Below are 12226 nucleotides of genomic sequence, written 5' to 3' on the forward strand. Positions count from 1 at the left end.
AGCGCCCGGCCATCGGCCACGGTGAGACTGGCCAGCTCCGCCACGCGCATGCCACTGGCGTAGAGCAGCTCCATCATGGCGCGGTCGCGGATGCCTTCCCAGCTGTCATCGAAGCCGGAAAGCAGTTTCTGCGTCTGCTCCACGTCCAGCGCGCCGGGCAGTGGCTGCGGCTGTTTCGGGTTGGTGACCAGCCGGGCCGGATTGGCGGTGATGACCTTCTGCCGCACCAGATAGTCGAAAAAGGTGCGCAGGGCAGCCAGATGCTGCGCCTGAGTGCGGGGGCTCCGCCCCGCGCTGGCCAGATGGAGCAGATACAGCTCCACCGCGCGGACATCCGCCTGTGACCAGTCCTCCAGTTCCAGCTGTTCGTGCATGAAACCGGCAAAGCGGGTCAGCGCCCGCCGGTAGGCCGCACGGGTATGGGCGCTGGCGCGCCCGGCCTGAAGATGACGTTCAAAGTCGTCAATACGGGCAAGCATCGTCAAACAGATGACCCAGCCGGGCGCTGATGAGCAGGCCCATCTGGCTCAGAAAATAGGTGTCCAGATCCGGGGAGAAGAAGTCCGCGCTGCTGCTGCCCAGCGCCAGCACGCCCCAGACACGGCGAAAGCCCAGCGGCACCATGCAGGCGCTGCGCACCGGCGGCATCTCGGCAAACAGCCCGCGGCGCCAGCGGGCTTCCAGCGGCCCGCAGCGGGGATTTCCGGGTGTGAGCGACACTCGCAGGGCATGCACCCACTCCACGCTGGGCCCCAGCTGACTCAGCCCCGCAACAGGCGTGGCCGGCACCTCGAAAGTGACCAGCTGCACCTGATCCAGCCCGAACAGCGCCTGCGTGCGCACCCGCAGCAGGGCAACCGCCGCCTGATCGCTGTGGGTGGACAGCAGCGCACAGATCAGCTGGTGAAGGCGCTCGAACAGCTGGCCATTGTCGCTGGCGATGGCCACCATGGCGGCCACATCCTGCTCCAACTGCGCCTTGCGCGCCCGCAGCCGGTGCAGCTGGTGCTCCAGCAGCGACACCGCCCGACCGTGATCCGGGTGGGGCACGCTCAATTGCTCCACCAGCTCCGGGTGGTGGTGGAAGAAATCCGGGTGGCGCGCCAGCCAGTCGGCCACCTGCTCCGGGCGCAGTTCACTCATGGCACAGTTCCCCGCGATAGACCCACTCCGCCGGCCCGCTCATCCAGACGGAATCCCCTTCCCTGCCGGACCAGTGAATGCGCAGGCTGCCACCCGGCAGACTGACCTCCACGGTATCGTCCACCTCGCCCCAGCGGCGCAGGATCACCATCGCCGCCGTGGCGCCGGTGCCGCAGGCCAACGTCTCCCCCGCACCCCGCTCATAGACGCGCAGGCGCACGTGGCAGCGGTCCACCACCTCGGCAAAGCCCACATTGACCCGTTCCGGAAAGAGGGGGTGGCTTTCCAGTGCGGGACCGAGCGTCTCCACCGGCGCGGCTTCCACCGACGAGACCCGCACCAGCGCGTGCGGATTGCCCACCGACACGGCGCCCACCTCCACCGTCTCGCCGCCCACCTCCACCCGGTAGCGGTCCTGCTCGGTGGGCACGTCCATGGGCAGTTCGGCGGGCGCAAAGCGGGGTGCCCCCATGTCCACCCGCACCCAGCCGTCGTCCTCGATGTGCAGCACCATGCGTCCTGCGGCCGTTTCCACGGGAATGTCGCGCCGGTCAGTCAGCCCGCTGTCGAAGACGAAGCGAGCGAAGCAGCGGGCGCCATTGCCGCAATTGCCCACCTCGGAGCCGTCCGCGTTGAAGATGCGGTAGCGGAACAGCGCCGCCTCGCTCCGGGGCCGCTCCACCAGCAGCAGCTGGTCGAAGCCGACGCCGAAGTGGCGGTCCGCCAGCGCGCGCACCTGTTCGGCGGTTGGCTCGAACCGCTGCGAGATGGCGTCCACCACCATGAAATCGTTGCCCAGACCGTGCATTTTGGCGAATTCCAGCCCCATGACGCCCTCTTGCCTGCTTTTTTCCGGTTCGTTCGCGGCGCGCCGCGACGGCAGCCTGCAAAAATGGGGGAGACCCCGTCCGCCACGCCTTCTGCGGCGATTATATAGCCCAGCGGCGGCGCCGTGCCGCCCCACCGCTATAATAGGCGCATTTCACACAGGAACCGGAAACGCCATGCTGACGCCGAAAGAAATTGTTGCGGAACTGGACAGACACATCGTCGGCCAGGCGGACGCCAAGCGCGCCGTGGCCATCGCCCTGCGCAACCGCTGGCGGCGCAGCCGGCTGCCCGATGATCTGCGTCAGGAAGTCACCCCGAAGAACATCCTCATGATCGGCCCCACCGGTGTGGGCAAGACGGAAATCGCCCGCCGGCTGGCGCGGCTGGCCGACGCCCCCTTCATCAAGGTGGAAGCCACCAAGTTCACCGAGGTGGGCTATGTGGGCCGGGACGTGGACAGCATCATCCGCGATCTGGTGGACAACGCCGTCAAGATGCTGCGGGAAAAGGCCATGGACAGGGTGCGCGAACAGGCGCGCGATCGGGCGCTGGAGCGCATTCTCGACGCCCTGCTGCCGCCGGCACGCGGCTTCGAAACCCAGAGCCATGCCGAGATGGCCACCACCCGCGACAAATTCCGCCAGCGCATTCTCGACGGCCAGATGGACGACAAGGAGATCGAGATCGACGTGGCCGCCGTCATGCCGCAGATGCAGATCATGGGCCCGCCGGGCATGGAGGACATGACCCAGCAGCTGCAGAGTCTGTTCGAGAACCTGGGGCGGCAGAAGCGCCAGACCCGGCGCATGACCATCGCCCAGGCGCTCAAACAGCTCACCGACGAAGAAGCCGCCGCCATGGTTAACGAGGAGGAGCTGCGCGCCGAGGCAGTCGAGGCGGTGGAGCAGAACGGCATCGTCTTCATCGACGAGATCGACAAGGTGGCCAAAAGCGGCGAGCGTCAGGGCGACGTCTCCCGCGAGGGCGTGCAGCGGGACCTGCTGCCGCTGATCGAAGGCTCCACCGTCTCCACCAAATACGGCATGGTGAAGACCGACCACATCCTGTTCATCGCCTCCGGCGCCTTCCATCTGGCCAAACCTTCCGACCTGATCCCGGAGCTGCAGGGCCGCCTGCCCATCCGGGTGGAGCTGCAGAGCCTCGCCGTGGACGACTTCGTGCGCATTCTGACCGAACCGCGCGCCAACCTGACCGAACAGGCCAAGGCGCTGCTGGCCACCGAAGGGGTGACGCTGGAATTCACCGATGAAGCCATCCGCCGCATCGCCGAGGTGGCCTGGCAGGTGAACGAGCGCACCGAAAACATCGGCGCCCGCCGCCTGCACACGGTGATGGAGCGGCTGCTGGAGGAGATCAGCTTCGACGCCCCGGCGCACGCCGGTGAAACCTTCACCATCACGCCGGACTATGTGGATGAGCGCCTGGGCGAGCTGGCGCAGGATCAGGACCTGAGCAGGTACATCCTGTGATTCCCACCCGCATCGAGCTGGACCGCGCGGCGAAAAAGCTCACCGTCGCCTTCGACACCGGCGAGGTGTTCGAATACACCTGCGAGTTTCTGCGGGTGCACTCCCAGTCCGCCGAAGTGGTGGGCCACGGCCCGGAAGACTACGTGCTGCAGGTGGGCAAGGAGAACGTGGGCTGCGACGCCCTGACCCCGGTGGGCAGCTATGGCATTAAAATCCACTTTGACGACGGCCACGACACCGGCATCTACACCTGGGAGCGGCTCTACGAGCTGGGCCGGCACTACGGCCACTACTGGAACGAATATCTCAAACAGCTGAAGGCGGCAGGCCATGAGCGAAAAGAAAACCGTTGATTTCGGCTTTGCCGAAGTGCCATGGGAGGAGAAGGTCCGCCGCGTCAAGGGCGTGTTCGACTCGGTGGCGGACAAGTACGACCTGATGAACGATGTCATGTCCTTCGGCATCCACCGTCTGTGGAAGCGCTTCACTGTGGAAACCGCCGGCGTGCGCCCCGGCATGCGCGTGCTGGATCTGGCCGGCGGCACCGGCGATCTGGCCCGCGCGCTGGCCCGCCGTGTCGCCCCCACAGGTGAAGTGGTGCTGGCCGACATCAACGAGAACATGGTGCAGGTGGGTCGCCGCCGGCTGGTGGATGCCGGCGTGGCCCAGTGGGTGGATTTCACCATCGCCAACGCCGAACAGCTGCCCTTCGAGGACGGCGTCTTCGACCGGGTCACCATCGCCTTCGGCCTGCGCAACGTCACCGACAAGGCCGCCGCCCTGCGGGAGATGCGCCGGGTGCTCAGGCCCGGCGGGCAGGCGCTCATTCTGGAGTTCTCGCAGGTGGAGGGCGAACTGCTGCGCAAGGCCTACGACTTCTACTCCTTCCACATTCTGCCGCGCATGGGCAAACTCATCGCCGATGACGAGGCCAGCTACCGCTATCTGGCCGAATCCATCCGCCGCCATCCGGATCAGGAAACCCTCAGGGAGATGATGCTGGAGGCCGGCTTCGACCGGGCCGAATACACCAACATGAACCAGGGCATCGTCGCCCTGCACCGGGGCTGGGTGTTCTGATGGACGCCCGCCTGCTGCCCGCCGCCATCGACGCCGCGCTGGAGGCGCTGCTGAACGCCACCGTGCGCTACGACGCCCGTCAGGGCGCCTGCCTGCAGCCGCTGGTGGGCAAAACGGTGCAGGTGACCTTCGATGATCTGGGCATGACCCTCTACCTCATCATCCAGCCGGGCGAGATCGCCCTCAACCGCACGCTGGAGGGCGAGCCGGATGCGGTCATCCGCACCCATGCCCTGCTGTGGCCGCTGCTCAAGCAGCCGGACACCCGCGCCCGCCTGCTGGACGAAGGCCGCGCCGCGCTGGAAGGGGACACGACGGTGGCCGAACGGCTGCTGGACTGCCTCGGCAGCCTCTCGCCCGACATTGGCGCCTTCGTGGAGCGCTGGCTGGGGCTTCTGCCCGCCAGCCTGCTGGAACAGGCGCGCCGTCCGCTGGAACGGCTGGGTGACAACCTGCGGCAGACCCTGCGGACCAGCCTGAAGGACTACCTGCAGTTCGAACTCGACCTGCTGCCCACGCGGGAAAGCTTCGAGGTGTTCAGCCAGCAGGTGGCAGAACTGGCCGAGCGGGTGGAACGGCTGGAAAAGCGCATCGCCGGCCTTGAAGAGGAGAACGCCTGATGCGCGCGCCCGCCTTCCTGCGCCAGCTGCGGCGACTGATCACCATTCAGCGCACCCTCACCCTGCACGGCATCGACCGGCTGCTGCTGGAAAACAGCCGCCATCGCTGGCTGATCATGCTCAATCGCCTGCTACCGTGGAACTGGGGCCGTCGGGTGCGAGGCAGCCGAGGCGAGCGCATCCGGCTGGCGCTGGAAGCGCTCGGCCCCATCTTCATCAAGTTCGGCCAGGCGCTTTCCACCCGCAAGGACCTGCTGCCCGACGACATTGGTGTGGAGCTGTCCAGACTGCAGGACGACTGCCCGCCGTTCGACCCGGAGCAGGCCCGCGCCATCATTGAGGCCGAGCTGGGTCAGCCACTGGATGAAGCCTTCGCCCGGTTCGACCTCGAACCCATGGCCTCCGCCTCCATCGCCCAGGTGCATGCCGCCACCCTGCCCAGCGGCATGGATGTGGTGGTCAAGGTGGTGCGGCCTGACATTCAGCCGGTGATCGAGCAGGATCTGGAGATCCTCTACACGCTGGCGAAACTGCTGGAGACGCTGGTGCCGGAGGCGCGGCGCCTGCACCCGGTGGAAGTGGTGCACGAATTCGACAAGACCCTGCACGACGAACTGGACATGATGCGCGAAGGCGCCAACGCCAGCCAGCTCAGACGCCACTGGGAAGGCTCCGACCTGCTCTACGTGCCGCGGGTGTTCTGGGACCTGACCACGCCGCGGGTGCTCACCATGGAGCGCATCTACGGCACCCGCATCAGCGAGATTGACGAACTGCAGCGGCAGGGCGTGGATCTGGAACGCCTCTCCCGCAACGGGGTGATCATCTTCTTCACCCAGGTGTTCAAGCACAACTTCTTCCACGCGGACATGCACCCGGGCAACATCTTCGTGCTGCCCGACGGGCGCTACGCAGCCATCGACTTCGGCATCATGGGCAGCCTCACCCCGGAGGACCAGCGCTATCTGGCCGAGAACTTCCTCGCCTTTTTCAATCAGGACTACCTCAAGGTGGCCGAGCTGCACATCGAATCGGGCTGGGTGCCGCCCGACACCCGCGTCAACGAGCTGGAGGCCGCCTTCCGCGCCGTGAGCGAGCCCATCTGGGGCCGCCCCATCAAGGAGATCTCCTTCGGCCTGTTCCTCATGCGCCTGTTCCAGACGGCGCGGCGCTTCGGCATGGAGGTGCAGCCGCAGCTGGTGCTGCTGCAGAAGACGCTGCTCAACATCGAAGGGCTGGGCCGTCAGCTCAACGACGAGCTGGACCTGTGGGACACCGCCAAACCCTTCCTGGAAGAATGGATGAAGGAACGGGTCGGCCTGCGCGGCTTCGTGCGCAGCGCCCGTGAGGAGCTGCCCTACTGGCTGGAGCGGGCGCCGGAACTGCCCAAGCTGATCCACCGGGTGCTGGATGACGCCGTCCACCGCCCCGGCCAGCCCACCACCGCCGAACTCCGGGCGTTGCGGCAGGAGCTGATCCGCAGCCGCCGCGCCGCGCGCAACCGCACCTTCGGCATCATGCTGGTGGTGCTCTCACTGCTGCCCGTCTTCCCGCTCGGGCTCATCGAGCAGGGAGCGCTCATGGCCCTCGGCCTGCTGCTGGTCCTCAGGGACTGATCACACCGGCGGGCCGCCACGGGCGGCCATCTCGGCAAAATGCGCCGTGGCGAAGTCCATGGTGTTGACATGGTTGTCGAACCATCCGGGCCAGATCTCGAAGACGAACTGTCTCAGCAGCGCCAGCTCGCCGTTTTCCTCATAACGGCGCACCACCTCTTCCAGCTGGGCCAGCACCCGCTCATGCTCGGCCCGGTGCACCGGATAGGCGGGAAAGCCCGTCTCCTCCATGATGCGATGCTCGTTGTCGAAGTGGGCGCGGGTGTGGGCCAGCCACGCATCCAGCGCCTCATGCAGGGGCGCCGGCTCGGCACCCTGCTCCACCGCCTCGATCAGTTCACCGATGCGGTTGACCATCTCAATCTCCTCTGCATGCACCGCGTTCATGTCCTCACGGGCCACTCTGGGCATGCTTTCTGCTTGGTAAACTGCCATAATTGCCTCCTGTCAGCGGGGTCTTTTCCATGTTAAGGCCGTCGGTTTCTCACAACAAAAAAGTTTTCTATCGAACGACATGAGCGCCCTTTTTGCCCAGCTTGTCGGCGTGCTGATCATCATGGCGGCCATTCTGGCCGGCGGGTCGGTGATGCTATTTGTCAACGTGCCCTCCATTCTCATCGTGCTGGGCGGCACCCTGGCGGCGACGCTGATCCGCTTCCGACCCGGCGAATTTCTCAACGCCATCGCCATGAGCTGGCGCGCCATCTTTCCCCCCAAGGAGGTTTCCGATCTGCCCGGTCTGATCGATCTGACCGAGGAACTGCTCAAGGTCACCCGCCGGCAGGGCCTGCTGGCGGCGGAAAACGTGGAAATCGGCAACCGTTTCTATCAGGAGTCGGTGCAGATGCTGGTGGACGGCTATCCTGAAGAGGCGATGAAGAAGTTTCTGGAAGAGGAGCGCCACCTGTTCCGGGAAAAGGCCGAGACCGCCGCCGGCGTCTTCCGCGCCATGGGGGACGCCGCCCCGGCCTTCGGCATGATCGGCACCCTGGTGGGGCTGGTGCAGATGCTGGCCAACCTGTCCGACCCCAGCAGCATCGGCCCGGCCATGGCGGTGGCGCTGCTGACCACCCTCTACGGCGCCCTGCTGGCCAACCTGTTCGCCCTGCCCATCGCCGACCGCATCGAGGCGTGGGCGGAGGATGAGGCGGTGCGCATGGCGCTCATCGCCGATGCGGTCATGTTCATCATCCACGGCGAGCATCCCGCCCGCGCCCGTCAGCTGCTGTCGGTCTATCTGCACGGCAAGCAGAAGGGCGCGCCCGAACAGGAGGCGGCGGAATGAGCCAGAAAAACAGCGGCGCGCCGGCCTGGATGGCCACCTTCGCCGACATGATGTCGCTGCTGATGGCCTTTTTCGTCATGCTGTTCTCCATGTCCACCATTCAGGTGGAGAAGTACGAAGCCGTGGTCAAATCCATGACCGACGCCCTCGGCCATGGCCGTGACCTGACCGCCAGCCAGAAGCAGTATTTCCAGCAGCAAAGGACGCAGTCAGAGTCCAGCGACAGCACCGGCACGGCGGAGAAGACCTCCATCGAGGATCTCAAGCCCCTTTACGACAGCCTGATCCAGACCTACGCCAGCGCCCTTGAGAAACAGCAGCTCAACGTGCAGCTGGAAGACCGGGGACGCAAACTGCGCATCACCTTCCCCAGCAGCGTGGCCTTCCCGCCGGGGCAGGCCACCCTCACGCCCGAATTCCTGCGCCTGCTGCACAAGCTGCCGGACTGGTCCGCTCAGCCGGTCACCCTGCAGGTGCTGGGGCATACCGACAGCCGCCCCATCCACAGCCCCCGCTTCCGCAACAACTGGGAGCTGTCCGCCGCCCGGGCCGCCTCGGTCATCGAAGCGCTCATCCGTCTGGGCAAGATCCGTCCGCAGCAGGCGCGCGCCGTGGGGCTGGCGGACACCCGACCGCTGGATCCCCGCCCACTACCTGAAGCCTGGCGCAAGAACCGCCGTGTGGAAATTCTGGTGGAAAGCGACGCCGCGCCCGTCAAGACAAAAGAGATGAAATGAATGAAGGCGCCCCGGTCGGGACGCCCGGAAGGGATCAGGCTTTCTTGGTGTATTCGGCCACGATGTAGATGCTGGTGCCGTTCACCTTGCCCTCGAAGTGCCGGCCATCATCGGTGATGCGAATGTTCTTCACCTGCGTGCCGCGCTTGGCGGTGAAGCCCGCCCCCTTCACGTCAAGATCCTTGACCAGAATGACGGTGTCGCCATTGCGCAGCACATTGCCGTGGGCGTCCTTGAGTGTCAGTTCTTCTTCCGCCTCCTCGTCCGCCTCGGCCCACTCCAGCACATCAGGCTCCAGATAGAGCATGTCCAGCAGGTCCTGCGCCCAGGTCTCGCCCTCGGCCGCCAGTTTCTTCAGCAGACGCCAGGCCGCCACCTGCACCGCAGGTTCCTGCGACCAGGCCGACTCGTTCAGACAGCGCAGATGGTTGGCGTCCAGTGCCGCCTCACCGATCAGCTGGTCCCGACAGACGGGGCACAGCGCCACTGTCTCGTCCCGTGGCGCCAGCGCCACCGCCTCGACGTCCTGATCCGCCCCACACAGTTGACATGCATCGCTCATGCGCTTCTCCTTCAGTGATGGCGGCCCCGCCGCCAGTTGTGACAATGGTAAATCCTGAATTCTGCGCCCAGCGCCTGCCCCTGCCAGCGCACCGGCCAGTGTTCCAGCAGCCGGCAGCGCTCGAACAGTCCCCGATCGGCGGGTGAGCGCTCATCATTGAAATAGCTGTGCCACAGCACCACTCCATCCACACCCCGGGGTAAACGACCAAACCAGAAATCAAACTGGGTGCGCCTGCCATCCGCGCTGAACACGGCCGGGTCCGCTCGGTGGCGCAGATACCATGCCGGACGGCTCACCAGCGACCAGTTGCCGGAAAACTTGCGCACCTCAATGCCCTGCCGGGCCAGCTGCGCCTGCCAGCGGTCCAGCCTCAGGCTCGCATTCTCCCAGCCGGCGATCTCCAGACGCGGATCCGGCCCCCCGAACGGCCAGGCGGCGCCGGCCAGCAATGCCGCCACGCCGATCCACGCCAGCCCACCATAGAGACCATGCAGCCACAGCACCCAGCGTCGGGACGCCAGCCACCAGGCCAGCGGCGGCAGCAGCAGCCACCACCCCACCGCCGGCCAGTGAGGCAGAATCGGCTCGTGTCCGGCGCTCCAGCCGAACAGCGCCAGCACCGGCAGGGCAAACAGCAGCGCGAAGCGCCCCCCTTCCGGCAGACGCCGCCAGCGCAGCAGCGCCCAGCCCAACAGCATCAGCGCGCCCAGATAGAGCACCGGCCCATAGGCGCCCAGCTGCCGTCCCTGACTGATGGCAAAACGACGCAGTGACCAGTCCGCATGACGGGTGCCATGGTGCAGCTGGTAGAGAAATGAGGCCCAGTCATGCTGAGCGTTCCACCACAGCACCGGAGCGAGCATCAGCAGCGTCAACCCCGCCGCGCCCCACAGGCCCGGCTGCGCCAGCCAGCGCCAGCGCCCGTAGAGGACGATCATCAGCAGCACCGTCACCACCAGCGTGATGGCGGTGTATTTGGACAGGGCAGCCAGCCCCAGCAGCACGCCCAGCACCCACGGCTGGCGCAGACTTTCATCATGGCGGTGAGACCACAGCCAACGGGCCAGCACCACGGTGACCAGCGCCAGCGGCAGATCCGGCAGCGGAGAGAGCGTCAGGCCATGCAGCAGGGGACTGAACAGCGCGAGAAACAGCACCCAGCCGCCAACCGCAGGCGTCTGAGGAAACAGCGCCTCCGCCAGCCGCACCAGTTGCCACAGCAACACCAAGCCCAGCCCGATGGCCGGCAGCCGCACCGCCCAATTGGCGTCCAGCCCGCGCACAAAGGGCCATTCCAGCCAGCCGATCAGCGGCGGATGGTCAAAGTAGCTCCAGTCCGGATACCAGCCGTAGAGCGCGTAGTGAGCCTCGTCCACGCCCAGCGGGAGCAGTGCGTTGAGCCACAGGTGCAGGCCCAGCAGGCCGACCAGCAGCAGAAACAGGTGGCGGGATGCGATCATGCGGCGATTGTAAAACAAAAAGGCCACCGCAACGGGTGGCCTTGGAATCTGGTGGCTGCACCTGGATTCGAACCAGGGACCCCATCATTATGAGTGATGTGCTCTGACCAACTGAGCTATGCAGCCGAGATGCGCGTATTTTAGGATTTTTCCGCCAAAAATCAACCGTCGGCGCAGATTTTGCCACGCGCCCGCGCAGGCACCCGGCAAAAACGGGGGAGACCCCGTCTCCACCGCCTATACATTGAAGCGGAAGTGCATGATGTCGCCATCCTGTACGATGTAGTCCTTGCCCTCCAGCCGCATCTTGCCGGCTTCCTTGGCGCCCTGCTCGCCGCCATATTCGATGAAGTCCTCGTAGGCGATCACTTCGGCGCGGATGAAGCCCTTCTGGAAGTCGGTGTGAATCACGCCGGCGGCCTCCGGCGCCGTGGCCCCCTTTCTCACCGTCCAGGCGCGCACTTCCTTGACGCCGGCGGTGAAGTAGGTCTGCAGGCCGAGCAGGTCGTAACCGGCGCGGATGACCCGGTTGAGGCCCGGCTCCTCCAGCCCCATCTCTTCCAGAAACGCCAGCTTCTCGTCATCCTCCAGCTCGGCGATCTCCGCCTCGATGGCGGCGCAGACCGGCACCACCGGCGCCCCTTCCTTCTCGGCCAGCGCCCGCACAGCGTCCAGATGGGGGTTGTTGTCGAAGCCGTCCTCGTTGACGTTGGCGATGTACATCATCGGCTTGATGGTGAGCAGGTGAAGGTCATAAAGGGCGTCGATCTCCTCCTCGCTCAGCCCCTGAGCGCGGATCAGCGTGCCCTGCTCCAGCCCGGCCAGCACCTTCTCGTAGAGTTCCAGCAGCGCCTTGGCCTCCTTGTCGCCGGACTTGGCCTTGCGCTGCACCTTGTTGATGGCCTTCTCGACGCTCTCCATGTCCGCCAGCATCAGCTCGGTATTGATCACCTCGATGTCGGAGACCGGATCCACCCGCCCGGCCACATGGACGATGTCGTCATTGTCGAAGCAGCGCACCACCTGGGCGATGGCGTCCGTCTCACGGATGTTGGCCAGAAACTTGTTGCCCAGCCCCTCACCCTTGGAGGCGCCTTCCACCAGACCGGCGATGTCCACGAACTCCATGGTGGTGTAGAGGGTGCGCTCCGGCTTGACGATCTCGGCGATGCGGTCGGCGCGCGGGTCCGGCACCGGCACCACGCCCACATTGGGCTCGATGGTGCAGAACGGGTAGTTGGCCGACTCGATGCCGGCGTTGGTAAGCGCATTGAACAGGGTGGACTTGCCCACATTGGGCAGCCCGACGATGCCGCACTTGAATCCCATGGATGAAATCCTCTTATGCCTTGAATGAATGCAGGTGGTTCATGGCCGTGGCCCAGTCGCCGGAGACGAT

At 65.7% G+C, this 12226-nt stretch carries 14 protein-coding genes and 1 tRNA gene; 7 read left to right on the forward strand and 8 right to left on the reverse strand.

Annotation, left to right across the window (positions count from 1 at the left end; all coding sequences use genetic code 11):
* The 3 genes from F8K16_RS08670 to dapF all read right to left on the reverse strand — a co-directional run.
* Positions 1-479: site-specific integrase (locus tag F8K16_RS08670; protein ID WP_294949545.1), on the reverse strand; the 479-nt coding region annotated here is incomplete at its 3' end.
* Complete coding sequence (locus F8K16_RS08675; RefSeq protein ID WP_294949548.1) at positions 463-1143, reverse strand: DUF484 family protein; 681 nt, start codon at positions 1141-1143, stop codon at positions 463-465. The genes F8K16_RS08670 and F8K16_RS08675, both read right to left, overlap by 17 nt.
* Entirely contained in the window at positions 1136-1972 is an 837-nt protein-coding gene (gene dapF / locus F8K16_RS08680; protein ID WP_367122991.1) for a diaminopimelate epimerase, read from the reverse strand. The genes F8K16_RS08675 and dapF overlap by 8 nt, the downstream gene beginning before the upstream one ends.
* A 175-nt stretch (positions 1973-2147) precedes the next feature.
* On the opposite strand from dapF, the gene hslU reads away from it, so the two are divergent.
* Genes hslU through ubiB form a run of 5 tightly spaced genes read left to right on the forward strand, consistent with a single transcriptional unit; the run spans position 2148 to position 6780 of the window.
* The gene (hslU, locus tag F8K16_RS08685) at positions 2148-3464 is read left to right on the forward strand and encodes an ATP-dependent protease ATPase subunit HslU (RefSeq protein WP_294949551.1); all 1317 of its coding nucleotides are present in this window, start codon (positions 2148-2150) and stop codon (positions 3462-3464) included.
* Positions 3461-3817, forward strand: a complete 357-nt coding sequence (locus F8K16_RS08690; protein ID WP_294949555.1) for a gamma-butyrobetaine hydroxylase-like domain-containing protein — start codon at positions 3461-3463, stop codon at positions 3815-3817. Before hslU ends, F8K16_RS08690 begins: the two co-directional genes overlap by 4 nt.
* Positions 3795-4544 (forward strand): bifunctional demethylmenaquinone methyltransferase/2-methoxy-6-polyprenyl-1,4-benzoquinol methylase UbiE, encoded by a 750-nt coding sequence (gene ubiE, locus F8K16_RS08695; RefSeq protein WP_294949558.1) that lies wholly within the window; start codon positions 3795-3797, stop codon positions 4542-4544. The genes F8K16_RS08690 and ubiE overlap by 23 nt, the downstream gene beginning before the upstream one ends.
* On the forward strand, positions 4544-5164 hold the full coding sequence (locus F8K16_RS08700) for an SCP2 sterol-binding domain-containing protein (protein ID WP_294949561.1): 621 nt from the start codon (positions 4544-4546) through the stop codon (positions 5162-5164). The genes ubiE and F8K16_RS08700 overlap by 1 nt, the downstream gene beginning before the upstream one ends.
* A complete protein-coding gene (ubiB, locus tag F8K16_RS08705) occupies positions 5164-6780 on the forward strand; it encodes a ubiquinone biosynthesis regulatory protein kinase UbiB (protein WP_294949564.1) in 1617 nt (538 codons plus the stop codon). The genes F8K16_RS08700 and ubiB overlap by 1 nt, the downstream gene beginning before the upstream one ends.
* Here ubiB and F8K16_RS08710 read toward each other — a convergent pair whose 3' ends face one another.
* A complete protein-coding gene (locus F8K16_RS08710; RefSeq protein WP_294949567.1) occupies positions 6781-7215 on the reverse strand; it encodes a hemerythrin domain-containing protein in 435 nt (144 codons plus the stop codon).
* A gap of 79 nt (positions 7216-7294) precedes the next feature.
* Between F8K16_RS08710 and F8K16_RS08715 the strand changes: the two genes are divergently transcribed.
* On the forward strand, positions 7295-8065 hold the full coding sequence (locus F8K16_RS08715; protein ID WP_294949571.1) for a MotA/TolQ/ExbB proton channel family protein: 771 nt from the start codon (positions 7295-7297) through the stop codon (positions 8063-8065).
* Positions 8062-8802, forward strand: a complete 741-nt coding sequence (locus tag F8K16_RS08720) for a flagellar motor protein MotB (protein WP_294949575.1) — start codon at positions 8062-8064, stop codon at positions 8800-8802. Before F8K16_RS08715 ends, F8K16_RS08720 begins: the two co-directional genes overlap by 4 nt.
* Before the next feature lie 34 nt (positions 8803-8836).
* Here F8K16_RS08720 and F8K16_RS08725 read toward each other — a convergent pair whose 3' ends face one another.
* The 4 genes from F8K16_RS08725 to ychF all read right to left on the reverse strand — a co-directional run bounded on the left by F8K16_RS08725 (position 8837) and on the right by ychF (position 12156).
* Positions 8837-9364, reverse strand: a complete 528-nt coding sequence (locus F8K16_RS08725; RefSeq protein WP_294949579.1) for an alkylphosphonate utilization protein — start codon at positions 9362-9364, stop codon at positions 8837-8839.
* 11 nt (positions 9365-9375) lie between these two features.
* A complete protein-coding gene (locus F8K16_RS08730; RefSeq protein ID WP_294949581.1) occupies positions 9376-10827 on the reverse strand; it encodes a glycosyltransferase family 39 protein in 1452 nt (483 codons plus the stop codon).
* A 49-nt stretch (positions 10828-10876) separates the two neighbouring features.
* Positions 10877-10953, reverse strand: a tRNA-Met gene (locus tag F8K16_RS08735).
* Positions 10954-11064: 111 nt separating this feature from the next.
* Positions 11065-12156, reverse strand: a complete 1092-nt coding sequence (gene ychF, locus F8K16_RS08740; protein ID WP_294949584.1) for a redox-regulated ATPase YchF — start codon at positions 12154-12156, stop codon at positions 11065-11067.
* Between the last annotated feature and the right edge of the window lie 70 nt (positions 12157-12226).

Origin of the sequence: Sulfurivirga sp., assembly GCF_015490265.1 — a bacterium.
GTDB lineage: Bacteria > Pseudomonadota > Gammaproteobacteria > Thiomicrospirales > Thiomicrospiraceae > Sulfurivirga.

Excerpts from the sequence above, each read along its gene's own strand:
- F8K16_RS08675 (WP_294949548.1), bottom strand. The coding sequence starts at position 1,143 with ATGAGTGAACTGCGCCCGGAGCAGGTGGCCGACTGGCTGGCGCGCCAC.
- F8K16_RS08725 (WP_294949579.1), bottom strand. The coding sequence starts at position 9,364 with ATGAGCGATGCATGTCAACTGTGTGGGGCGGATCAGGACGTCGAGGCG.
- hslU (WP_294949551.1), top strand. The coding sequence starts at position 2,148 with ATGCTGACGCCGAAAGAAATTGTTGCGGAACTGGACAGACACATCGTC.
- F8K16_RS08720 (WP_294949575.1), top strand. The coding sequence starts at position 8,062 with ATGAGCCAGAAAAACAGCGGCGCGCCGGCCTGGATGGCCACCTTCGCC.
- F8K16_RS08715 (WP_294949571.1), top strand. The coding sequence starts at position 7,295 with ATGAGCGCCCTTTTTGCCCAGCTTGTCGGCGTGCTGATCATCATGGCG.
- F8K16_RS08710 (WP_294949567.1), bottom strand. The coding sequence starts at position 7,215 with ATGGCAGTTTACCAAGCAGAAAGCATGCCCAGAGTGGCCCGTGAGGAC.
- ubiB (WP_294949564.1), top strand. The coding sequence starts at position 5,164 with ATGCGCGCGCCCGCCTTCCTGCGCCAGCTGCGGCGACTGATCACCATT.
- ubiE (WP_294949558.1), top strand. The coding sequence starts at position 3,795 with ATGAGCGAAAAGAAAACCGTTGATTTCGGCTTTGCCGAAGTGCCATGG.
- F8K16_RS08700 (WP_294949561.1), top strand. The coding sequence starts at position 4,544 with ATGGACGCCCGCCTGCTGCCCGCCGCCATCGACGCCGCGCTGGAGGCG.
- F8K16_RS08730 (WP_294949581.1), bottom strand. The coding sequence starts at position 10,827 with ATGATCGCATCCCGCCACCTGTTTCTGCTGCTGGTCGGCCTGCTGGGC.
- dapF (WP_367122991.1), bottom strand. The coding sequence starts at position 1,972 with ATGGGGCTGGAATTCGCCAAAATGCACGGTCTGGGCAACGATTTCATG.
- ychF (WP_294949584.1), bottom strand. The coding sequence starts at position 12,156 with ATGGGATTCAAGTGCGGCATCGTCGGGCTGCCCAATGTGGGCAAGTCC.